The sequence below is a fragment of the Spirochaetota bacterium genome, assembly GCA_017999915.1.
Lineage (GTDB): Bacteria > Spirochaetota > UBA4802 > UBA4802 > UBA5550 > RBG-16-49-21.
In genome coordinates, this window is the sequence record JAGNKX010000011.1 from 177505 (window position 1) to 201257 (window position 23753).

A 23753-nucleotide genomic window follows, 5' to 3' on the forward strand; every position below is an offset into this window, starting at 1 on the left:
CTTGGGATCATTTCCCGGTAAAGACCGGTTTTCTTTTTTCAAGGAATGCCTTCATTCCTTCCTTCTGGTCGGCCGTGGTGAAGAGCTCGGCGAAACCCTTTTCCTCGAAGGCGACGCCTATTTTGATGTCCCTTCCCAGGCCGTAGTTGATCACCCCCTTGGCGATGCGGATGGCCGCCGGCGCCTGCCTGGCCAGCTGGGCCGCCATCTCCAGGGCCTCTGTGACGGGGTCTCCCTCGGCGACCCTGTCGCAGAGCCCGTACCGGAGAGCGGTTTCAGCGTCGACGCTCTTTCCCAGGAAGATCATCTCCTTGGCCCGGCTCGGACCGATGAGCTTGGGCAGGCGCTGCGTGGCGCCGGCCCCGGGGAATATGCCCAGCTTAATTTCAGGCGATCCAAGCTTCGCGTCCCGTGAACAGATCCTGAAATCACAGGCCAGGGCGAGCTCGAGGCCCCCTCCCAGGACGAAACCTGACAGGGCGGCAATCGTGGGCACCGGAAGATCCTCCAGTGCGTTGAAGGCGTCATTGTAGGCGAAGGCGGGCACCTCCGCGGGGGTGAGGTCCACCATCGATCCGACATCGGCGCCGGCGGCGAAATTACTCCCGCTGCCCCATATCACCAGGGCCCTGGCCGATTCATCGGCCGCAATCACCCGCACGGCGTCGAGGATCTCATCCGCCATGGCGCGGTTCAGCGCGTTCAGCACGTCGGGCCGGTCCAGCACGATCCGCGCGATCCCGTTTTCTCTGCTATACCGTATGTGTCGGTATTCCATCGAATGCACCTCCTGGCTGATAATCGCTCCGCTATTTAGCAGTTTGCTGAAAAATAGCAAACTGCTAAACGATACATGGATGTATCGCCATTTTTCGAGGCATTAGCCGAGAAAAATGTGAGGTTTTACGAATTCACTTCGTAAAACCGACCCTGAAAAACTCCAAGGAGGGAGTTTTTCAGGAAACTGTTAGTTAATGAACGACCATTAATTTATATACGCGGCCGACGCCCCTCGGCGGGCCGGTACCGTCTATTTCTTCAGTAAGGACTCTCCGCCTCCGAGGCCGCGCAGGGCGAACCTGAACATGAGCTCTATGATCTCATCAACGGAATATCGCCCCTTCGGGGAATACCATATCCGCGACCGCGCTATGATCGACCCGATGCTGAACACGGCGATCTTGTCATCGATGTCCCTGGCGAACAGGCCCGCCTTTTTTCCCCGGCGCACGATGGCGGCGCCGATGGCGTCATAATCGTCCCTGAGCCTGATTATTTTCTTCCGGTTGGCCGGCGTCAGGTTCTTCAGTCCCACGTCGAAGAGCAGCTTCGAGGAGCTTTTTTCCCCGAGGGTCAGCTTCACGTGGTTTTCTATCATCAGGCGCAGGGCCTCCACCGGGTCCACGGCTTCGTCGTCCCTGAGGTACCGGATGGGTGAGACGATATCCATCATCTCCTGATAGAGGATCTCGAACAGGATGGTTTCCTTGCTGTCGAAAAAGTTGTAGATGTTCGCCGGCCGGAACCCGCAGGCGGCGGCTATGTCCTTCATGCTCGTTTCCGCGTAGCCCTTTTCCCAGAAGAGCCTGCTCGATTCCGCGATGATCAATTCCTGCTGTGTTGTACGGTTCTTTCTCTCAGCCATCGCCCTCTCCCTGTCCGGCTGCGGCCGGGGACGGGATCACCTGCCGCCACATGTTAATGAATGACCATTCATCTTCTTCAATTTCCTTGTCAATAACAAAACGGCCCGGCAGGAACGAATCATCATCGCTATTTTTATACCGATCGTGAAATTATCCTTGCATGAACTGTCCTATCGGAGTAGCGTGAAAGCCGGCCGGTATATACATATACGCACAGAAGGAGCGCCGCCATGCAGATTCTTTCCGGACTCAAGGTCATTGACATAACCCAGTTCATTTCCGGTTCCCGGTGCACGCAGATACTGGCCGACATGGGAGCCGAGGTCGTCAAGGTGGAGCCTCCCGGCGGCGACACCCTCAGGATGATATTCAGGCTGATGCCCGGGGCGGAGCGCTGTTACTCGGTGTTCAACCGGAACAAGTACGGCCTCGCCCTGGACTGGCGCGACAGCCGCGGCGCCGACATCGTCCGCAGGCTCGCGGCCCGGTCGGACCTGTTCGTGCACAACCTGATTCCGGGCTCGCTGGAAAAATGCGGCCTCGGCTATGATGAGATCAGGGCGATCAGGCCGGACATCATCTACACAGCCATTTCCGGGTTCGGCGCCACCGGCGTGCGGCCGGGCCGGGCCGCCTTCGACATCATCGCCCAGGCGGTGGGGGGCCAGTACTGGAACGACCAGGACACCTTCCTCCTCCCGAACAACTACTGGGGCGACCTCACCTCCGGGGCCTACGCGGCCATCGCGACCCTCCTCGCCCTGATCCACCGGATGAAGACCGGCCAGGGGCAGTACATCGACCTCTCCATGCAGGACGTGATGTATTACAACAACTACCGGGCCATGATCGACAGGGCCCTGGAGCCGATCCTGGGAGACGTGGCCGAGCGCCTGGGCCGGAAGCCGAGGGACGTGCTCAACTCTTCGGACCGCATGCCCTTCTACGGCTTCTTCAAGTCCAGGGACGGCAAGGTGGCCATCGTCTCCCTCACGGCGCGCCAGTGGAAGGACCTCATGGAGCTGATCGGCCGCCCCGAGATCGCGTCGGACCCCCGGTTCAGCAACATCATCGTCCAGGTCCAGAACCATGACGAGGCGGTCGCCATCATTGAAGAGTGGACGGCGCGGCACGCGTCCCGCGATATCATAGCCGCCCTGGAGGAAAAGAAGATACCCTGCGGCATTGCCTACACCATTGACCAGGTGAACGGCGATGAGAACCTGAAGCAGCGGGACATGTTCATGAAGGTGCCCCACGGCCAGTTCGGCGAGATAGACGTACCCGGTTTTCCATTCAGGTTCTCCGGCGCGGAAGGTTCGCTGCGGATGGCGGCGCCGTCCCTGGGGGAGCATAGCAGGACGATCCTCAGTGACTGGCTCGGCTACGGCGCCGACGAGATCGAAGCCCTGTACGCAGACAAGATAGTTTTATGACCGGTGATGGAATGTTCGTCTTGATAAAATTCAACGGCATTATCCGGTCGAGAGAATCCGGCAATCGAAGGCCGCGGCGTGAATACTCCGCCTGATGGTTGCGCCAGCGGCGGTATCCGGTCCCGGCGCGCGGTCCTCAATGATACGGCAGGGGGAGATCGTGCCTGTCATTACAGCCTCTGGGCCAGTGTCTCGTCTATGATGGTATCGACGCCGGGGTCATCCTGGGTTTCCACAAAAATTGACGTGTCGCTTTCCGAGGCCTGCCTGTCGGCAAAGACCTGGTTCCAGGTCCCCCGCACCTGGGCGTTGACGAGACTGTGAAGCCCTTCGCCGTAGGGGGTTACTTCCGGGGCGGCGGTCACAAGGAGCGCCACCAGCGCGGCCGCGGCCATTGATCCGACGGAGCCGGAAACGCCGAGGATGTACCGCTTTTTTCTGCGGCGCCCGAGCACGGTCCGCGCCATGGCGAGGTCCCACTCGGCGCTCTTCAGCCTGGCGTCGATCCTCTCGTTGAAAAACCCTTCGTTGTTCCCCGGTTCCATCATACCACCTCCCCGGATAGTTTCTGCAGCATCTCCTTGCCGCGGGAAAATCGGGACTTGACCGTGCCCATGGTGATGCCGAGGGCGAGGGCTATCTCCTTTTCCGTAACGCCCTGGGCCTTCAGGGTCATCACCGTCTTGTATTTCTCCGGCAGCCGCTCAAGGAGCAGGTCCATGGCGAGGGCCTCATCGCTCAGGGAGGCTCCGGCCATTGAGAGCTCCCGCTCCTCGGCGGCCCTCGCCGCTTTTTCCTCCTCGCGGGCCAGCTTTCCGTTCATCCTGATCGATTCGTTCCTCGCGATGGCGTAGAGCCATGATTCGACCGACGACTCTTCCCTGAACCTTCCGGCGGCGAGATGGCGGTATCCCCGCAGGTACGTTTCCTGCACCACGTCGTCGATGGCGAAAGAAAATCGTACCGCGAGGTGCTTGCGCACGGCCCCCAGTACGACTTTCTTCGTTCTTCCCACTATGGCAGCGAATTCAATATCCGTCATCTGGATCGTTGGCCCCTGTGCCGAGGCAAGCCTACATGTTCATGCCGCGCCCGCCGCCGTGGCCCCGGTGCTGCTCCATGGGGCACTGCCGGCCCTTGCCTTTCTTCTTCATCATGTACATGCGGTGCTGCCGCATTTTGGCTTTCTGGTCAGCGGTGAGAACCTTCTCGATGTCAAGCCGGTGCTCTATCCTCAGCGCCTGGAGCTCGACCCTCAGGTCGCCGATCTCCTTCAGAAGCGCCCTGACCTTGGCCATGTCAACGGTATCTTCCAGGAGCAATTTTTTCAACTGGATTTCCTTAGGAGCCAGCTTTTCCTTGTAATCAAGCATCTTTTTCCGGTGGTCCTTGTTGATATCAGCGATCCTGGTCACCTGCTCGTCGGTGAGATTGAGGTCCTTCTTCATGCGGACCGGATCGCCGAAAAACTTACCATGGCACTCCGCCATCATCGGCCTGTTGTCTCCCTTCCTGCCCGCGGGACCCTTTTTCCCGCCGGCCTGGGCGAACAGCATAGGCTGTGCCATGAGCGCCAGAATTGCCGCCGTCAGTATCACTTTGTTACTTTTCTGCATTGTTCCTCCTCGCATACACTTTCAGAATTATTCGAATTTTGAACGTATGACCCCGCTCCCGGCCAAAAGGTTCCAAATAATGATTTTTTATCACCGCATTAAAGTTTTTTTTCCGGCGAAAGGACCGGCTGCCCGCGGGGCAGGAAGGTTTTATTCGCATAGCCCCGCTCGCAGGTATTACCCCGCCTTCGAGTAATCGCTCATGAAGGGTCCTCTCTAAAAACCCATACGGTATCTGTCAATTACGGAGCCACGGTGTTACGCCGTACGGCGGTGCCTCACCGTATTTTAAACCTGGCCTTTTCCCTGTGCCTCTCCAGGTGGAGAAACTTTTTGTGGGCGGAATCAGCGAACCTGCCGATGACATTGGGCAGATCGGAGCCGACCCAGAGGCCCCGGAACGGTTTCATCTGAAGCAGCTTGCCGCTGATCGTGTAATAATTTCTGGCCCTCGGATTGAACATGACATCGGCATCGTCCACGTCACAGCTGATATGCTCATGCTCAAAGACCTTTTTTAAAAGGGCTTTCATGGTGTTTGAAAAATGATTTTCCAGGTCAATCTTATCTTCGGAGCTGTTGATTTCGCTCCTCAGGACATGCATGAATTCCTTCTCGAGCACGGAAAACGATGTTTTTCCCTCCATCGACAACCTCCTCCCCGGTACTAATGTATGTATCCCCGGCAATCCTATAATAACCAACAATCCCACTCATTTCAAATATTTTGTGTGCGGCTCCGCAAAGCCGTCTACGGGAGGCAACATTATCATGCCATTTGAGGGGCTACGCATTAAAAAACACGATTTTGCAAAATACCCCGCGGTAAAGCTCCGGATTTTCCAGAATCCAGCCAGATGGCTAATACCGGTAATTAATTTTGACTCAGGTATGCATATAAACTAACTTATATGATAGCGAGACTACCATTAACAGAGGAGGGAATAATCATGAAAGGAGAGAAGCTCATTGAATACTTGAAAAACAACAATATTCAGTTCGAGGTCATTCGCCACCCCCTTGCCTATTCATCGACCCAGACCGCGCACATGGCCCATGTTCACGGCTATGAAATGGCAAAGCCGGTGATGGTCAAGGTCAACGGGAAGCTCATCATGGTGGTTATGACGGCCAACCAGAAGGTGAACCTGTCACTCCTGAAGGCCCTGTATGAAACGCAGGATGTAGAGCTGGCCATGGAAAAGGACTTCATCAGCAGGTTCAGCGATTGCGAGATGGGCGCCATGCCTCCCTTCGGAAACCTGTACGGTTTTGATGAGATCATCTCGGACGATCTGACAAAGGATGATGATATCTTTTTTAACGCCGGCACCCATACCGAGCTTATTAGAATGAAGTACAGAGACTTCGAAAAGCTCGTTCACCCCCGCATAGTGAATTTCAAATTCAAGCTGTAAGGGGCTCACTCTCAGAAGCTCCGGCACGGATCAGGCAACGGCGCCCCGGAGGTTGACTTTTCCGCTTGCTGCCGACATATCTCACCGGGAATTAAAGCGGTGAAAACACGCCTCCTTCCCAGCGGCTCCTTGTTTGATAACCCTGGTGAACCAATTTCACTTGACGCCAGGGGAATACTCCTGTATATTTTAAAGGGGTACAGGTGAATGAGGGTGATATGAATCCGCCTTTGAAATCAGAGTAACTGCCGCATGATGTAATTAACAGTCACACCGTATAACACCTTGGAATAAACGGGAGATCATGACCATCACACGAATCACCCTTATTCTCGTCACCGCCCTGCACCTGATAGCAAGCCCGCCCCTGGCAGGAAAGGATATTCCGAGGCGTCATATCATGGCGCGGGGCGATTATTCCTACCCACCCTACGAATTCCTGGATGCGTCGGGGAAACCCGCCGGATTTAATGTCGACCTTATCCGCGCCATTGCGAGGATCATGGACCTTGACGTTGAAATACGCCTCGGGCCATGGAACGAGGCGCGCGCCGACCTTGAACAGGGGAGGATCGACATGCTCCTCGGCATGTATTATTCGCCGGCGCGGGAAAGGCTGGTAGATTTCTCAATACCCCACACCATCGTGAACCATTCAATCTTCGTCCGTAAAGGCTCCTCCATCACTTCCCTGAAAGATCTCCAGGCGAAGCAGGTCATCGTGCAGAAGGGCGACATCATGAACGACTACGCGGCGGAGACCTATATCACGCCCTTCCTTGTGCCGGCAGAATCCCAGCTTGACGCCATCAGGATGCTCTCTTCGGGCAGATACGACGCGGCGCTCCTCGCGGAGTCCCAGGGCCTCTATAACGCGAAGAAGTACGGCCTCTCCAACATAACCACCGCGGGCCCGCCGTTCCAGCCAAGGGAATACTGCTTTGCCGTGAGGCAGGGGGACCGGGAGCTGGCGGCCGTCCTCAACCAGGGTATCACCATCCTGAAATCGACCGGTCGCTACGAAAAAATATACAACACCTGGCTTGGATCGATGAAGCCGCCGTCCCCGGTGCCCTTGTGGCTCCTGCCGTACGGGGCCGCCGCCCTGGGACTGGCGCTCATTCTCATCGTTGCGATACTCGCATGGACACAGCTGCTGAAACGACGTGTCGTCCAGAGGACAAGGGAAATTGGCATGGAGCTCACCCTGCGCATACGGGCCGAGGAAGAGCTCCGTATCGCCAATACCCTTCTCATGACCCAGCAGGAAACCTCCCTTGACGGGATACTGATCGTGAACGGACAGGGTCAAATCCTTTCTTATAACAAGCGATTCGCCATGATATGGTCCATTCCTGAGGAAATACTTGAAACGCGTTCGGATGACCGGGCGCTGTCCTTTATTCTCACGCAGCTTGCCGATCCCACGGGATTCATGGAGCGGGTACGCTATCTTTACGATCATCCGGCCGAAACAAGCATCGATGAGATCACCTTCAAAGACGGCCGCGTGTTCGCCCGCTACTCATCGCCGGTCATGACCAGGCCGGGGGAGTACCTGGGCCGCGTATGGTACTTCCGCGACGTCACCGCGGAACACCAGGCCATGAAAGATATTCTCGACTCGGAGACCCGGTACCGCACCCTCTTTGAGAACGCCAATGACGCCATTTTCACCGTGAAGGATGACGTTTTCACCGACTGCAACACGAGGACCTGCGAACTATTCGGCTGCACCAGGGAGGATATCCTCGGCAAGACTCCCTATGCCTTTTCGCCCCCCCTTCAGCCTGACGGCAGGGATTCAAGGGAAAAAGCCCTGGAGAAGATCTCGGCGGCCTTCGCAGGGCAGTCCCAGTCTTTCGAATGGGTCCACACACGCATGGACGGCACCCCGTTCGATGCAGAGGTATCCCTGAAACGCATCGACATCATGGGCCAGACCAACCTGCTGGCCATCGTGCGCGACATCAGCGAGCGCAAGACGGCCCTGAAGGAACTGGAGGAGTCTGAAAAAAAGTATCACGCTTTGTACGATTCTCTCATGGATGCCTTCGTTGTCACCGATCTCGACGGAACGCTTCTCGAGTTCAACGAGAGCTTCATGGCCATGCTGGGCTACGGGCGGGACGAGCTCCTCCGCATGAAATACGAGGATTTCACTCCGGAAAAATGGCACCACTTTGAGGAATCGATCGTCTCGAACCAGGTGTACCCCAGGGGCTATTCCGACATCTATGAGAAGGAGTACCAGCGCAAAGATGGAACGATCATACCCGTTGAACTGAGGACCTACATGGGGAGAGACAATAACGGGGCTCCCCGCAACCTGTGGGCAATCATTCGCGATATCACCGAGCGGAAAAAAGCGGAGAAAGAGCTCCAGAACGAGCACGATTTCAACATGACCCTAATCCAGACCTCCCCTGCCTTTATCGTGGTCATAAGCGGCGAAGGGAGGACCATGCTGATGAACCGCTCCATGCTGTCCGCCCTGGGTTACGCCGAAAGCGAAGTGATCGGCAAGGATTATATGAATACCTTTGTGCCCGAAAACGACAGGGTCGCCCTGGACATGGTGTTTCAGGATATTATAGAGATGAAGAGGGACACCCTCAATGAGAACCGTATCGTGGCGAAGGACGGCCATGAGATCCTTGTGGAATGGCACGGGAAAGCGGTATTTGATGGCAAGGGGGTTTTGCAGTTCTTTTTCGGGATGGGTATCGATATTACCGAGCGCAGAAAGGCGGAATCGCAGAAGGAGGCGGACCAGGCGTTGATCCGCGAGAGCGAGGCCCGCTTCAGGGCCATCATCGACAACATGCAGGACATCTATTACCGCGCCGACATGGAGGGACGCCTCACCTTTGCGAGCCCCTCCGTCCTCGGGCTCCTGGGATATGACACCCTGGACCAGGTCATCGGCATTGACATCGCCCGTGACATCTACGCCGACCCGGAAGACAGATCGATCTTCATCGCAACCATGAACAAGGCAGGCTCGGTAACCGGCTTCGAGACCCGGCTCAAGCGCCGTGACGGTACGGTGATATACGTGTCAACGAGCAGCCATTTCATACGGGACGACGACGGAGCCGTAACAGGCGTTGAAGGGATCCTGCATGATATCACCGAGAAGAAAAGAATGGAATCCCTGAGGGAGGCGATGGTGGAGGCGCTCCGCCGATCGGAGCGGCGCCTCGCCGACATCATCGAGTTCCTTCCCGATGCCACCTTTATCATCGATAAGGATAAAAAGATAATAGAGTGGAACCGCGCCATGGAGGAGATGACCGGAGCGCACAGGAACGACATGATCGGCAAAGACCATGCCGAGGCTGCGGTTTTCTTCTATGGCAGCCCGCGCGAATACCTCATGGACCTTATCGGAAAGGATGACGAAGAGCTCAAGTTGAAGTATTCCTTTGTCCAGCGCAAAGGCGGCACCTATTTTGGAGAAGCCTACGCGCCGGCGCTCTACGAGGGCAAGGGAGGCTACATCTGGGCCATAGCCTCCCCCATTTACGATACCAACGGCGACATTATCGGCATCATAGAGTCGATCCGGGACATCACCGACAAGCGTGACGCCGAAGAGGCCCTCCGCTCCAGCGAGGAGACCTTCAGGGCCCTTGCCGAGAATTCCCTGGATGTCATCATGCGGTTCGATACCGAGGGAAGACACCTGTATGTGAACCCTGCTGTGAAACAGCAGACCGGCATACCACCCGAGGCCTATATCGGAAAAACGCACCGTGAGCTGGACTTCCCGGCAGGGTTGTGCGAAAAATGGGAGGAGGCGACCAGGTTCGTCATCGATAACCGCTCCACCCACCGCATCGAGTTCCAGCTGCCCAACGGAACATGGATTGACTGGATTCTCATGCCCGAATTCGACGAGCAGAAAAGGGTGAAGGCGGTCATCACCTCGGCGCGGGACATCACCGAGCAGAAAAAGATGGTGGAGCGCGTCAGGGAATCCCTCAGGGAAAAGGAGGTGCTGCTGAGAGAGCTCTATCACCGCACGAAGAACAACATGCAGGTCATTTACAGCCTCATGTCCCTCGAGGCGGAGAAGCCGGGCAACGAGGCCCACAGGGCGGCATTCGACCTCATCGGGTCAAAGATACGCACCATGGCCCTGGTCCACCAGAAACTGTATGAATCAAAGGACCTGGCTTCCATCAGCCTGAATGATTACATAGCGGACATTGTCACCCTGATCGTGAGCAATTCCCAGGCAGCGGCCGGCAGGATATCGGTCAAGCAGGATGTCGATCCCTGCAATGTCTCGATCGACACCGCCATCCCCTTCGGCCTGGTGCTGAACGAGCTCATCAGCAACTCGGTCCTGCACGCCTTTCCCGGAAACCGCCGCGGCGCCATCGGCATCACGCTGCGCGCGTCCGACAATGAGATTACCCTGATGTACCGGGATGACGGCATAGGCCTTTCGCCGGAGATCGACCCCCTCGAGTCTCCCTCGCTGGGGCTGACGATTATCCGTGAAATCGTGCGTCACCAGCTCCACGGCAACATACGATTTTCCGAGGGAAGCGGCTTTTCCTGCGACATATCCATGAATACGAAACTGTACCGGATGAGGATGTGAGACCGGTCGCCGTAGATCACGGGCGGGAAGCGGCCGCTCCGGTTACCGCTGGCGCCTGAACGCCGTGAGACGAAAGTCATCGATGATCCCGGCCGCGTAATCGCGCACCTTCATGATGGCGCCGTATCCGGTGAGACCGGTAAAAAGTATGGCCATGACTTTTCTCCTGCCGTCCTCGACGAAGAGCTTGCTCATGCGAAGAGGATTTTCCCATTCGGGGTTCCTGGCCTCCACAAGGCCGTCGCAGAAATCGACGATCTCATGGAGGAGGAAGGCCGATTCCTTGAGGTAGTCGTTTTTATCCCGCTCGATCTCGATTTCAGAGGATTGCCCCAGGCGAAGCTTCATCAGGTGGTCCTCGATCCGCTTCGCCGGGAGCTTTCCGCGGGGCGCCGCGAGATTGTTCAGCTCGCCCTCGAAGGCGATGAGCCTGTCCTTGAGCGATTTGTCCTCCGCCAGTACGAAGAGGACCGCAAAATAGTGGCGATCGAACTCGGACAATGCGCCGTAGAAATGGGCGATCTCCACCCCCGCCTTCGGGTGGAATTGTATGGGCGGGTATTTTTTAACGCGGGCAGTCATCTCTTCGATGATTTTGTCGACCTGCTCCGAAAAGGATTTTTCGTTCTTTTTCTTATCGTACTTCTGCTTGACCTTCTCGAAGTTGGCTATCTCCGCGAGGATGAAGGCTTCCATGTTCATGCGGTTCCGGTAGGCCATGAGGAGGCGGTCGTTAAAGGCGTCGATATTGAACCAGGTCGGGTTTTTCCGCGAATACTCCGCGTACCGCTTCTTCAGCTTTTCGATGAGCAGGTCTATTTCGTCGTCGGACATGGCCATGGGCGGACATCCCCTCTTATATGAAGCGCCTGATATAGTCGCGGATCGCTTCCTGCAGCAATTCCCGGAAGATGGGGTCCTTCTCCCTGGTGTACAGGTCGAAGAGGCCCATGAGGGATGTCTTGTCATTGATGCGCCGCACGGCGTAGAGCGCCGCCGATTTGACATACACTTCCTCGTTCCGCTCAAGGACCTCGAAGAGGCACGCCAGGGCCTGGCGGTTGCGGAAATTTCCGATGGAGTTGCACGCCTCGGCACGGACGCGGAAATCCGAGTCCTTCAGGGCGTGATGCAGGGCCGAAAACGCCTGCTGGCTCCCGGAAAAGCCGAGGACGTAGGCCGACTTTATCCTGAGTCCCAGGTTCGAGTCGTTCAGGAGGATCTTTTCCAGGCCCCTGATATCGCCCACCCGCCGCATCGAGGAAAGGGTCTCGATCATGAGATCCTTGATCTCATTGTCCTCCTCGGCGAGGAGCCGCAGCGACAGGGGGTTGACCGATGCGGCGGAGCCGATGAGGCTAATCGCCTTGACGCTCTCGCTGCGGACATCCCGGTTCCTGTCGTTCATCGTCACGTGCAGCACGTTCAGGCCGTTGCCGTCGCGCATGGCGCCGATCGCCTCGATGGCGGCGATCCGGACCTCGTCGTTTTTATCTCCCATCGCGGCACCCCTGACCAGGGCCAGCGACTCCGTGATCCTGTTCTCCTTGAGGCAGTTCAGCACGTAAATCCGTATCGACTTGTTCTCGTCGCGGAGGAGGCCCGTCAGCGAAGGGTAAAACCGCTGGTCGAAGAGATAGTTCATGGCCTCGATGAAATAGATCCGGTGCACCGGGACCGGGCTGTTGACCATCTTCAGAATCACCGGGAACAGCCGGTCATCGCCGACTCTCTTGAGCGCCCGGGCCGCGCTTTTCCTCACCGCGTAGTGCGAGCTGACGAGATGCTCCGCCAGGGGCAGAACGAAGCTGCGGTCGTTGAATTCCGACATGGCGTCGATGACGCGCACGATGGTGCTCTCCCGCACCGCGCCGTCGAGCTCCTTGACCCAGCGCGCGGATACCTCGCGGGGCGGATAGGAGCGCAGCTTCTTGATCAGCTCCTGCTTCGCCGCATCATCGGTCTCGTCAAGGATACCGGCAACAAGGCCGGCAATCTCCCGCTCCGCGCTCTTTTCGTTCGCGAGGAGGACATTACGCCCGGCCGCCGCCGCCAGTAATGCGGCGGCGATGAACGACAGGGAGATCATGAGAAAAGTTTTTCTTTTTCTGTTCATGGCATGGTGCGATTAATAGTTGAAAAGGTTCTCGCAGAGACGCAGGGGCGCAGAGCAAAAACAGGGAATTAATACATTTTTTAAGATCAATTTTCTACTTTTCAAGTTATAAATATCATTTGAAAATTATCAAGACCCTGCGACTCAGCGCCTCTGCGAAAACTATTCTTTTTTTAATGTTATTTCAATACGCCGTAGAGATAGTTCTTCGCTATAATCGAGATGAGATCCTGGTCAAGGGCATTCTGCTTCGACAGTTCGCATTCGTACACCACCAGCATGACGCCGCCGACGATCATCATCGACGTTATCTTGGGGTCCAGGGTCTGCTTGTACACGCCCCGGGCCATCAAGTCTTCCACTTCGCGGGCCACATATTTTGCTATTGACGAGACGGCCTTGCTGACCTGAACATTGACGTCCTCATCGACGCCGACAATTTCCTTGTATATGAGCTTGATGACAATGGGCTCTCCCAGCAGAACGGAGATGCATGACATCAGGCGCTTGTTTATGAATTCCAGTACCGCTTCGGTGCCCGGATTGCCGCTGAAAAACTCGTTGAAATCATCCTGATCGAAGATGTCCTCAATGTTTTCGAGCACGTCATCCAGAATGGCGTAGAGGATCTCCTTCTTGTTTCTGAAGTACTGGTACACGGTGCCCCGGGCAATGTCCAGTTTCTCGCATACCTGCCCGATGTGGGTGCTCTGGAACCCCTTTTCAATGAACATCTGCTTGGCGGTATCGACGATCTGCTGTTTTCTTCTTTCTCCTTTTGGTGGCATGCCTGCTCCCTCACAATTACCTTAAAGTCCTTGTGCGTTTTTCATCAGAACTGCTTTTCAATATCTCTATCTCTTCCTTAATAGGAACCAGTGAATCTTTCAATTCCCGGATGATCCGCTCGGCTTTTTCCTGTAATTCCCTGCTCATTGACCGTTCTTTTTTTATTGATGTAATGTGACCGGACTTGCGGTGCCTGCAATCCATTTCTTCCGCTGACACGGATGGCTGCGGGAAAATACGCTGTATAATGATCCGGCGATAAACAAATCCTTTATGTTTACTTATCGATTTAAATCAATAACCTCTTTAGATACAAATGGACCCATAACATGAACAAATTGTGAATATTTCAAAAAACGACCATCACAGCCGCCCCATTTCACTGGATTGTTGATACTTAATCTACGGGGGGAACGATTTATCCTTTGTTGATAATTATTCACCACCAAGGAATTAGATATAAAATTTAATATATGTCATTTATTGAAACAATGTTTATGAAACAACAAACTGCAATATGGGGTCAACAATTTTTCATTAATATCCAGTTTTTTTATCATGTGCATAAGGTGGAGATTTTTCATCGAAAATAGATAGATTTAACAGAAATAGTGTTAAGAATGAAGATTCCGCACTATTCATATTTTCTGCTGTTGTTAATTCGATTATTTGTTTGAAATCAGGGAGTTGCGGGAAAACCACGGCCCCTGTGACTAATGCAGGCATATCACCAGGGGCTGCGGACAACCAGGGAACGAGTATTGATTCCTCAAACCGTGACCGTAGGAATTTTACGCGCAGGTATTGACATTGGTCCCGGGAGTATTGTGATTTGATTCGATTCTCAACCGTGACCCGATGATCATATACAGAAAATTCTGTACCTCCTGCAGGTTCATCATCGCTTCCTTCAGCATTTTGTCATTAATGCTGTCCTGCCGCGGATAGTCAGTGGCGACATCGGGATTCTTTTCACCGATGAGCTTGCCGGGATACGCATCGGAACTGTCAATTGATCGCGGTATTGAATATGGGGTGTTTGTTATTAATGTGACATCCATTTCCTTTGCCTCCATCCTTGGAGTTTTTCTATTTTTATAATCGACAGATTTTATTTTTTTTATCAAAAAAAATTTTTTTATTTATGGACAAAAATCATACATTTGTTCAAATATTAGAATTGTTGGGAAACTGGCGTTTCCAGCTTGCAGGCACCCACTTCGAACTTGCTCGGCTCGGCGCAGGCAGTGCGGCGCTGCGGGGCTTTTTAAGAGGCTTCGCCCTTAAAACCCCACAAAAAGTTATGCAACAAGTCCAATGAATATTTCAATACAGAAGATTTCCGATGGACCCCTGCTATTTGAGGGAACTACCTTTAAATGGAAAAAAGCCATTATCGCAGTGAGCTTCATTTATAGTAATTATTACTTGACAATTGAATTTGCTTAACAATTATCCATTTTCTTAATCGGAAGATTGGAGTTTATCATTTGCTCAACCGGCGGCCCTCTGACAGCAACCGGATCCGGAAAATAAAAAAAATATAAATATGAACCATTACCTAAAATTTGCTTCAGGAGTACGTATGAGAGACAACAAGATACTTTACAACCTGTATCAAGTGTATAAATACCTGGTATTTTTCCCTCTCCTGGGTATGTTCATCACGCTGGACTTCATCGTGATATTCATCTTTCTGTTCACCGCCAGCGAGCGCTCCATTCAAATAGCGGGCATCGTCTGGGCCCGCTTCAACAGCTTCATAACGCCGATGTTCGTAAAGGTCTTCGGCGCGGAAAACATCGACCCCGCCCAATCCTATGTCATCGTCGCCAACCACCAGAGCCAGTATGACATCTTCGTCATATACGGCTGGCTCCCCATCGACTTCCGCTGGGTCATGAAGATGGAGCTCCGGAAGGTCCCCATCCTCGGCTATTACTGCTACAAGGCGGGACACATCTACATCGACCGCTCCAACAGCAAGGGCGCCATCGATTCCATAAACGCCGCGAAGTCGAAGATGAAGAACGGGACATCGGTCGTCTTCTTTCCGGAAGGGACCAGGAGCGCCACGGGAGAGCTCCTCGAATTCAAGAAAGGGGCCTTCAAGTTCGCCATCGACCTGGGCCTGCCGGTCCTGCCGGTCACCATCATAGGGACAAAGGAGATCCTTCCCACCAACACCATCGGCCTCTTCCCCGGCAACGCGAAGATGATCATTCACAAGCCCATCGATATCGCCGGGTACACGGAACAAAACATAGAAGACCTCATGGCCAGGGCGAAACAGAGCATCCGGCAGGGGCTGGAAAACAATGACGGCCGGAAACCCGATGCGTGAGGGCCTTGACAGAGCCATCTCCCGGGCGCGCGCCCTCCTCTCGGTGTGCCCCTGCGAATTCGCGGAGATACGCCTCAGCGCCAGCACGGGAACATCCATATCATTATCGGGGGAACAGGTGGAGACCTTTTCCTCCGGCGACACCGTCGGCGGCTCCGTCCGGGTCCTCAACAACGGGGCCTGGGGCTTCATCTCCTTCAACGACCTCTCCGATATCGAGCGGCATTTCAGGCAGGGCATCGCCATCTCGTCGTCCCTGGGCCTGACCGAAAAGACGCGGATACGCCGTGCAAACGCGGTGCGAAAGCATTTCGCCACGACCATGGGAAAGAACTTCACACGGATCCCCCTGGACGAGAAATTCCGCCTCATCAGCGGCTATAACGGGATACTGCGATCATCCTCGAAAATCCAGACGACCCGCGCGGTATACCGCGATGTCATCAGCGAATACGCCTACCTGAACTCCGAGGGATCGGAAATAACCTATGACCGCGCCTACTGCGGCGTCCAGCTCTCCTCGGTGGCGCGGGACGGCTCCGTCATCCAGCCCTACGGGGAATCCGTGTCCGGCTACGGCGGCTACGAGATCGCGGAGGGGCGTGACGACCTTGCCGATGCCGTGGTAAAAATCGCCGTTGACCTCCTCTCCGCAGAGCCGGTCCCCGGGGGCACCTACCGCGTCGTCGCCGACCAGAAGCTCGCCGGCGTGTTCATCCACGAGGCCTTCGGCCACCTCTCCGAGGCCGACTTCGTCCACGAGAACGAGAGGCTCCGGGAGGTGATGGTCTTCGGGAAAGAGTTCGGCCCCCCGGAGCTCTCCGTGGTCGACTGCGGGGACATGCCGGAGCTTTCAGGCTACATTCCCTTTGACGACGAAGGGGTCCTTCCGTGCGAAACCAGGCTCATCACGAACGGCCTCCTCTCCGGGAGGCTCCATTCCCGCGAGACGGCTGAAAAAATGGGAGAGGAGACGACCGGCAACGCCAGGGCCATCGGCGTCATGAACCAGCCCATCGTGCGCATGACCAACACCTACATCGAGAACGGCGACCACAGCCGCGAGACGATACTGGACGCCGCGGGCGACGGCGTGTACGCCGCCGGCATGATCGGCGGGGAGACCAACCTGGAGATGTTCACCTTCACCTCCGCCTACGGCTACGAGATCAGGAACGGAAAACCGGGAAAGATGTACAAGGACATCGTCCTCACCGGCAATGTCTTCACCACCCTGCGCAATATCGACATGATCGGAAACGACCGCCGGATGTTCGGAGGCCTGGGGGGGTGCGGCAAGGGCGGCCAGGGGCCCCTGCCGGTCTCCTTCGGCGGCCCCCATCTCCTGATTAAAGACGTCCTCATAGGAGGCGCCCAGTGATCGAGCGGATACGGGACAGGCTATCGGGCAAGGCGCGCTGGTTCGACATCATCGAGGTCCGGGGATCGGGCATGCCCATATCCTTCGCCAACAACAGGCTCCACGCGGTCACGGAGCGGCACAACAGCGGATACGGCGTGCGGGTGAACGTGGACGGCAAGACCGGCTTTTCCTACACCAATGATCCGACCCGCCTGGAGGAAACGGCGGACCGGGCCCTGACCCTCTCGGCCTGGGGCGACAGCGAGGATTTCGATCTCCCCGCGAAGTCCGCCAGGGCCTTCGAGCCCTATGACGGCGCCATCGAGCGCTTCGACCCGGCCGATGAGATCGAACGGGCCCGGGAGACCATCGCGGCGATCACCGGCCGGTTCCCCGGGGCCACCGTGGACATGACCGTGAGCAGGTCGGCGGGGTCCATGCGCATCGTCAACTCCAGCGGCCTGGACCTCTCCTACCGCAGCAGCCGCTACTCGGTTTCCATCGGGGCGACGCTGATCCTCGACGACGGCGCCAGGATCGACGCGGGGGAGAGCGCCTCCTTTCTCGCCCCCGCCCCCTGCGGCAATCTCGGATCGGCGATCATCGGCAAGATCGAGGCGGCCCTGTCGACGCGGAAGCTCCGCAGCGGCCGGGTCCCGGTGATCCTTTCGCCCCGCGCCTTCGCCCGCGTCATCGGCATCATGACCGGCGGGCTGAACGCGAAAGCGGTCTGGAAGGGCATATCCCCCTTCGCGGACAAGCGGGGCGCCGCGCTCTTCAACAGCTCCCTGACGGTGCGCGACGATCCGGAGGTGCCCGGCTCGCCCTACAGTTATCCCTTTGACGACGAGGGGGTCACGGCCGGGGACAAGCGCCTGGTCGACCGGGGCAGGATAGAGAACTTCATCACCGACCTGAAATACGCGCAGAAATTGAACCTGACCCCCGGCGGCAACGGGGCCCGGGGCTATTCGTCGCTCCCCTATCCCTCCTACAGCAACATCGTCATAGAGCCGGGGCGCGACGGCAGGGAAGGCATAATCCGCGGCGTTTCCCGGGGCATCCTGGTGGAGCAGTTCATCGGCCTGGGCCAGTCGAACACCCTGACCGGCGACTTTTCCGGGAACCTGGAGCTCGCCTATCTCATCGAGAACGGTGCCATCAGGGGCCGCGTCAAGGACTGCATGATATCGGACAACCTGTTCAGGCTCCTTGCCGGAGATATCGTCCTGAGCGCCGAGCGCGAGCGGATCGGCTCCGTGCTGGCGCCCTATGTCCTGTTTCCCTCGGTGAATTTCACGGGGTGATAAAACCCGCCGGGCACCCTCGCTAACGGCTGACCAGTACTTACCTTATATATCCCCCCGTCCCCCAGTGGGGGCGTGAGTGATAGAATTCCTTGTGGAAAAAAGAAACTTTATTATGGGCACCTCTAAAAATTAGAATTTTCAATATATCAACATTGAAAAATTCTAATTTTTACACTGAAAGTGCCCACAAGGGAACATCCAAATTTGATTTTTCGAGGTTCCCTTATATTAATCAAATTATTATGACATTCTATCGAGTATTTTAGAGATGCACAAAATTTCATTTATGCGGTATACCTAACGCAGACTGGAGTACTGTTATACACGCCCCCTCCGGGGGTCGGGGGGGCATTATCTTAGCTGATAGGATACAACCATGTAATGGAAGTGAGGCGGGTGAGGATAAAAAATAATTATCGACAAACCACGGTAATGATATATATTTCACCTGAGATTTTGATTATTACCCTGGAGCAACGATCCGGCCAATGAGTAAAACATCAAAAACATACATGGCGACGATCCCCCTCCTCCTTATCGGGCTCATGGCGGGATTCAGCGCGTCAGCATCGGCCCAGATCGACAAGAACAAGCTATTCAGCCATTACAAGAAGCGCCCGAAGATAGCCCTGGTCCTCTCGGGGGGCGGCGCCAAGGGCATCGCCCACGTGGGAGTCCTGAAGATCATCGAAAAGACCGGGCTCCAGGTCGACTTCATCACCGGCACGAGCATGGGGAGCATCGTGGGCGGGCTCTACGCGTCGGGCTACACCGCCGACATGCTGGAGCAGCTGGTCCTGAACATGGACTGGGACGCGATGCTGGCCGACGAGATCTCCCGCCGGAGCACCTCCATAGAGGAAAAGGGGGAACATGACAAGTACATCACCTCCTTCCAGATAGCGAAGAAGGGGATCATGCTCCCCACGGGATTCAAGCGGGGACAGCGGCTCACCACCATGATGTCCCAGCTGACCCAGCACGTAAAGGATATAAGCGATTTCGACAAGCTCCCCATCCCGTTCCGCTGCATCGGCACCAACATCGTGACCGGCGAGGCCTACGTGCTCAAGAAAGGCTCGCTTTCGGAGGCGATGCGCGCCAGCATGGCCATCCCGACAATATTCACTCCCATCGAGATCGACGGCCATCTCCTGGTCGACGGCGGCGTCATCAGGAATCTTCCGGTATCAGACGCCCTCGCCATGGGCGCAGATATCGTCATCGCCGTGGACGTCGGGGCCCCGCTGTACAAGAAAGATGAAATAACATCGGTCATCCAGATCATGGACCAGTCCATCAGCTTTCTCGGGTACCGATCGACCAAAAAGGAGCGGAACCTCGCCGATGTCCTCATCATGCCCGACATCAAGGGCTTCAGCTCGAGCGATTTCAACAAGGGGCGGGAGCTGATCACCGTCGGCGAGGAGGCCGGCCGCCTCATGATCCCGGAGCTTGAGGCGCTGGTGGAACAGCAGAACAGGTACCCGGAGGACCTGCGAACGCCGACTTTTCCCATCTCGATATTAAGGAAGCTTGATCTGACCGACATCAAGGTGACGCAGAAGCTGAAGATCACCGGCATAGACATCAGGGGGCTCAACCACGTATCGCGCAACCTGGTGCTGGGAAAGCTCAACCTCACGCCGCCCGCACTGGTCACCGGCGATACCCTGGTCGAGGCCATAGACCGGGTCTACGCGAGCGGCTTCTTCCAGCGGGTCACCTACGAGATCGAGCCGGCCGGGGGAGACGGCGTGACCCTCATCATCCGTGTCATCGAGCTGTCAGGCATATTTCTCAAGGTGGGCCTGAGCTACGATTCGGACATGAGCGCCTCCGTATTGCTGAACATGACCCTCCGGAACCTGGCGGGCAAGGGATCGAAGATATCCATCGACGCCCGACTGAGCCAGTACCCCGGCGTGGTGGTTTCCTATTTCATTCACACGGGACTGCGGAAGCCGGGGATCGGGTTCGGCGTGAAATTCCATTATGACCAGTATTCCATGAATACGTACAAGGGGGGCGACATCCTGTCGAGCTACAAGTACCACAACTACGGCCCGGACCTCGTGGTTCAGACGGTCATTCTCCAGTATATCGCCATCGGCGTCGGCGTTCAGAAGGATTTCACCAACATAACGGCCCATGTGGCGCCAAGCGACCCGAGCCAGAAGGACATCGAGAGCCTGAACCTCTACGCCTACCTGATGATCGACACCCTTGACAAGACCTTCTATCCCACGTCGGGCTACCAGTTCTACGGCGAGGTTAAATACTTCAGCGATTACCTGCGCATGATAAAGCACACCGCGACCTACAAGAACTTTTACAAATACACGGTCAAGATGAAGGGATACATACCCTTCCACAGGCGGTTTGCCATGTTCCTCGGGCTCACGGGCGCCTTCATCCTGGCAAAGGAGCCGTACTACGTTGCCTATGATTTTAAAGAAGGCGACTGGGGCATATATCGTCGCACCATCCCCTTCATATATGAAAACTATTTCGGCGGCCTCAATACCTACACCACGGGGTGCTTTCCCTTCACGGGACTCAATTTCATGCAGATCTACGGCAAGAACGTGCTGGTGGGGGACGTGGGATTCCAGATCGAGTTCTACAAGGATTTCTTCCTGATTCTCCGGGGCAGCGTGGGCAGGGTCAAGGAAAAATTTATCAACCTGTTCAGGGAGCACAATACCGTATATGAGCAATACTACAGCTATTACATTCCGATAAAACATCACCTGAAGAACGACCTCAAATACGGGTACGGCCTGACCCTGGGCTACAATTCCATCATAGGGCCCGTGGAGATAACCCTGATGCGGGGAAGCGAGTCGAGAAAGTTCCTCGTGCTGGCGAACATAGGGTATCGTTTTTAATTGCCCCTGCGGGGCGCGTGAATAATCATTTTCATTTACCCCGGGCCGGGAGCTGTTCGGCAATTGTGCGAGGAGGCCATAGCCCCGGGTTTAAACCCGGGGCTATGGCCTCCTCGCGCTCCCACTCACACCGGTCGCTCAGGCGCCGCGACAGGCTGGGCCTTTTCATTAAAAAAATCTTACTCTATGCGGCGATCGTATGCAGCCTCCTGCAGACGATCGCATCCCCGCGTCATCCCTGACGCGGGGCTTAAGGGGCCACGCTACCAAGGCGCCGCAGTGAGCCGTTAAACTGTCGAATCGAGCCCTCGGCTTCGCCCAGGTTAAACCTGTCAAGGGCCAGGTCTCGTGCCCGCCAAGGCGGCCGCGATATATCAAATTTTCTCCAGCACTATAATACAATTGTCACAGCGGACTCTTGATCCCTTTCAGCCGGGGATTGTACACCTTTGTATATATAGTCGTCGTGGTTATGTTCTTGTGCCCCAGGAGCTGCTGGATGTGGCGGATGGAGATGCCGTTCTCGAGAAGATGCGTGGCGAAGCTGTGGCGCAGGTCGTGGGGCGTGGCTTTTTTAGCTATGGCCGCGCGCTTCAGCGCCGCTTCAAGGACTTTCTGCACAGTCCTGCCGGAAAGCCGGCAATACTTACCCCGGGCGTCCTTTATCGTTGATTGAAAAAGATACTCATCCGGCTCCTTGCCCCGCATGAAGCGGCTCACATCGTCTCTGATTATTTCCGAAAAGATCGTTATACGGTCCTTTCTGCCCTTCCCTTCCTTTACATGAATGGTCAGGTCCTCAAGGCCGACATCCCGCACTCTCAGGTTCAGAAGCTCAGACAGCCGGAGGCCCGATGAATACATCAGCGCCACCATGGTACGGTGCTTGAGATTATATATGACATTGAGGATCCGCTGTATCTCTTCGCGGGTCAATACGACCGGCAGATGCTTGGAATCCCTCAATCCCTCAACAAAAGAAAGATCCACATCCCTTCCCAGAATCTGTCTGAAATAATAGGAAATGGCAAACCGGTGAATGCGCATCGAGGAGAGGGACGCTTTTTTCGTATTGGTCATATAGAGAAAAAACGACCGCAATTGATGGTCCGACGCATCATCAATGAGGCCAAACCCATTGGATAGGAGCCAATGATTTACGGCCCCAAGGGCCCCGCAATACATTGTAATGGTTTTTTGAGAATAACGCTTCAACTTCAGGGCTTCTTTATACTCATTGAAATGACGGGGGTATATCGGACGCGGGATATTTTTCCCATCAATAACCGACACCCGGTCGTCATTTCCTGATTCTTTAAACCATTTATCAAGCTCAAAGAAGACTTTCCGGGGGGCCTTCAGGTTCTCAAAGAAGTAATTTTTTATAATGAGAAAGTCATTGTAATTGATTATTTTTTTATTTTGGAGAAAGAATTCGTATATATCTTTATTGGATATATATTGAGGCTCATTTTTGTAAGAGTAGGTATTAAGCAACATATCGAGAATCTTATGGGATCCCATCTCTGTTTCCTCCATTTCTTCATTCTGATATGTTATACGAACAATACCATCGCACTATAAAATATTTATCCTATTTTCCCCCAATTTTTTTTTCGGTTGACATTGGCTCCATCTACATCATGCTTTTTTACATTAACAATAATTCAACCAAGGTTTGTTAGGCGCCATTTTCGCCTGAATCATGGGCTTTATTATGTAGGGTTTTCTTTAAAGTGTGAATTGACAGTAAGTTTTTTGGAATAAATCATTCTGTAAGAATATTATTTTTATTTATGTTATCGCAAAATATTTAGGATGGCTATAAGTACACTTTTTTAGACGTCCCGTTCAACAGTGTTTTGGGCTTTCGCCATCATTGAATGGTAATCTGTTTAAGGGCCTTGCGAAAACGGGCGCCCAACAAAACATGGCCGCTGCGCTCCTCGGGGCTGTGCCCCTGCGGTGCTCGGCGCTCGCGCTTATCCCGCCGGATTCGTCGCGTGTTTGGGGAGTTATAGAGCGCTCCTCACCGGCGGGGCGCTCGGCACACCCGCTTCGCGGGCGTCGGCCATGTTTGAGATGTTGGGCGACATTGCAAAATAAAGGAATAAAATGGGCTGGTTAGATAAAACTTATAAATGCTTTGTTCTAATATTACAACCTGATTCAAAAAAACTTTGGTATTATGAAAACTGGAAAATTATTG

Annotated in this window: 18 protein-coding genes; 7 read left to right on the forward strand and 11 right to left on the reverse strand. The window is 55.0% G+C overall.

All coding sequences use genetic code 11. From position 1 onward, the window contains the following. Nucleotides 1-7 precede the first annotated feature (7 nt). Both KA369_16580 and KA369_16585 read right to left on the reverse strand, forming a co-directional pair. The gene (locus KA369_16580) at nucleotides 8-778 is read right to left on the reverse strand and encodes an enoyl-CoA hydratase/isomerase family protein (protein ID MBP7737599.1); all 771 of its coding nucleotides are present in this window, start codon (nucleotides 776-778) and stop codon (nucleotides 8-10) included. A gap of 252 nt (nucleotides 779-1030) precedes the next feature. Then, nucleotides 1031-1645, reverse strand: coding sequence for a TetR family transcriptional regulator (locus KA369_16585; protein ID MBP7737600.1), 615 nt, complete (start codon nucleotides 1643-1645; stop codon nucleotides 1031-1033). A 231-nt stretch (nucleotides 1646-1876) separates the two neighbouring features. On the opposite strand from KA369_16585, the gene KA369_16590 reads away from it, so the two are divergent. Continuing rightward, the gene (locus KA369_16590; GenBank protein ID MBP7737601.1) at nucleotides 1877-3082 is read left to right on the forward strand and encodes a CoA transferase; all 1206 of its coding nucleotides are present in this window, start codon (nucleotides 1877-1879) and stop codon (nucleotides 3080-3082) included. Nucleotides 3083-3252: 170 nt separating this feature from the next. Here KA369_16590 and KA369_16595 read toward each other — a convergent pair whose 3' ends face one another. From KA369_16595 to KA369_16610, 4 genes are all read right to left on the reverse strand, one after another. Then, complete coding sequence (locus KA369_16595; protein MBP7737602.1) at nucleotides 3253-3630, reverse strand: hypothetical protein; 378 nt, start codon at nucleotides 3628-3630, stop codon at nucleotides 3253-3255. Further along, entirely contained in the window at nucleotides 3627-4124 is a 498-nt protein-coding gene (locus KA369_16600) for a sigma-70 family RNA polymerase sigma factor (GenBank protein MBP7737603.1), read from the reverse strand. Before KA369_16600 ends, KA369_16595 begins: the two co-directional genes overlap by 4 nt. Before the next feature lie 31 nt (nucleotides 4125-4155). Then, nucleotides 4156-4698, reverse strand: coding sequence for a Spy/CpxP family protein refolding chaperone (locus KA369_16605; protein MBP7737604.1), 543 nt, complete (start codon nucleotides 4696-4698; stop codon nucleotides 4156-4158). Between the two features lie 278 nt (nucleotides 4699-4976). Next, a complete protein-coding gene (locus KA369_16610; GenBank protein MBP7737605.1) occupies nucleotides 4977-5345 on the reverse strand; it encodes a hypothetical protein in 369 nt (122 codons plus the stop codon). A gap of 303 nt (nucleotides 5346-5648) precedes the next feature. On the opposite strand from KA369_16610, the gene KA369_16615 reads away from it, so the two are divergent. Beyond that, nucleotides 5649-6116, forward strand: coding sequence for a YbaK/EbsC family protein (locus KA369_16615; GenBank protein ID MBP7737606.1), 468 nt, complete (start codon nucleotides 5649-5651; stop codon nucleotides 6114-6116). Between the two features lie 304 nt (nucleotides 6117-6420). Continuing rightward, nucleotides 6421-10731 (forward strand): PAS domain S-box protein, encoded by a 4311-nt coding sequence (locus KA369_16620; GenBank protein ID MBP7737607.1) that lies wholly within the window; start codon nucleotides 6421-6423, stop codon nucleotides 10729-10731. A 42-nt stretch (nucleotides 10732-10773) separates the two neighbouring features. On the opposite strand, the gene KA369_16625 is transcribed toward KA369_16620, so the two are convergent. From KA369_16625 to KA369_16640, 4 genes are all read right to left on the reverse strand, one after another. Beyond that, nucleotides 10774-11571, reverse strand: a complete 798-nt coding sequence (locus KA369_16625) for a hypothetical protein (GenBank protein ID MBP7737608.1) — start codon at nucleotides 11569-11571, stop codon at nucleotides 10774-10776. Between the two features lie 16 nt (nucleotides 11572-11587). Beyond that, nucleotides 11588-12847 carry a HEAT repeat domain-containing protein gene (locus KA369_16630; GenBank protein MBP7737609.1) on the reverse strand — a complete coding sequence of 420 codons (1260 nt, stop codon included), beginning with the start codon at nucleotides 12845-12847 and terminating at the stop codon, nucleotides 11588-11590. 179 nt (nucleotides 12848-13026) lie between these two features. Next, nucleotides 13027-13635 (reverse strand): TetR/AcrR family transcriptional regulator, encoded by a 609-nt coding sequence (locus KA369_16635; GenBank protein MBP7737610.1) that lies wholly within the window; start codon nucleotides 13633-13635, stop codon nucleotides 13027-13029. 792 nt (nucleotides 13636-14427) lie between these two features. Next, nucleotides 14428-14697 carry a hypothetical protein gene (locus KA369_16640; protein ID MBP7737611.1) on the reverse strand — a complete coding sequence of 90 codons (270 nt, stop codon included), beginning with the start codon at nucleotides 14695-14697 and terminating at the stop codon, nucleotides 14428-14430. Nucleotides 14698-15236: 539 nt separating this feature from the next. On the opposite strand from KA369_16640, the gene KA369_16645 reads away from it, so the two are divergent. The 4 genes from KA369_16645 to KA369_16660 all read left to right on the forward strand — a co-directional run bounded on the left by KA369_16645 (nucleotide 15237) and on the right by KA369_16660 (nucleotide 21544). Then, nucleotides 15237-15980 (forward strand): 1-acyl-sn-glycerol-3-phosphate acyltransferase, encoded by a 744-nt coding sequence (locus KA369_16645; GenBank protein MBP7737612.1) that lies wholly within the window; start codon nucleotides 15237-15239, stop codon nucleotides 15978-15980. Next, a complete protein-coding gene (locus KA369_16650) occupies nucleotides 15955-17361 on the forward strand; it encodes a TldD/PmbA family protein (protein ID MBP7737613.1) in 1407 nt (468 codons plus the stop codon). The genes KA369_16645 and KA369_16650 overlap by 26 nt, the downstream gene beginning before the upstream one ends. Next, nucleotides 17358-18650, forward strand: a complete 1293-nt coding sequence (locus tag KA369_16655; GenBank protein ID MBP7737614.1) for a TldD/PmbA family protein — start codon at nucleotides 17358-17360, stop codon at nucleotides 18648-18650. The genes KA369_16650 and KA369_16655 overlap by 4 nt, the downstream gene beginning before the upstream one ends. A 491-nt stretch (nucleotides 18651-19141) precedes the next feature. Then, a complete protein-coding gene (locus KA369_16660) occupies nucleotides 19142-21544 on the forward strand; it encodes a patatin-like phospholipase family protein (protein ID MBP7737615.1) in 2403 nt (800 codons plus the stop codon). 405 nt (nucleotides 21545-21949) lie between these two features. Here the strand turns inward: KA369_16660 and KA369_16665 are convergent, their stop codons facing one another. Next, nucleotides 21950-22759, reverse strand: coding sequence for a tyrosine-type recombinase/integrase (locus KA369_16665; GenBank protein MBP7737616.1), 810 nt, complete (start codon nucleotides 22757-22759; stop codon nucleotides 21950-21952). Nucleotides 22760-23753 lie beyond the last annotated feature (994 nt).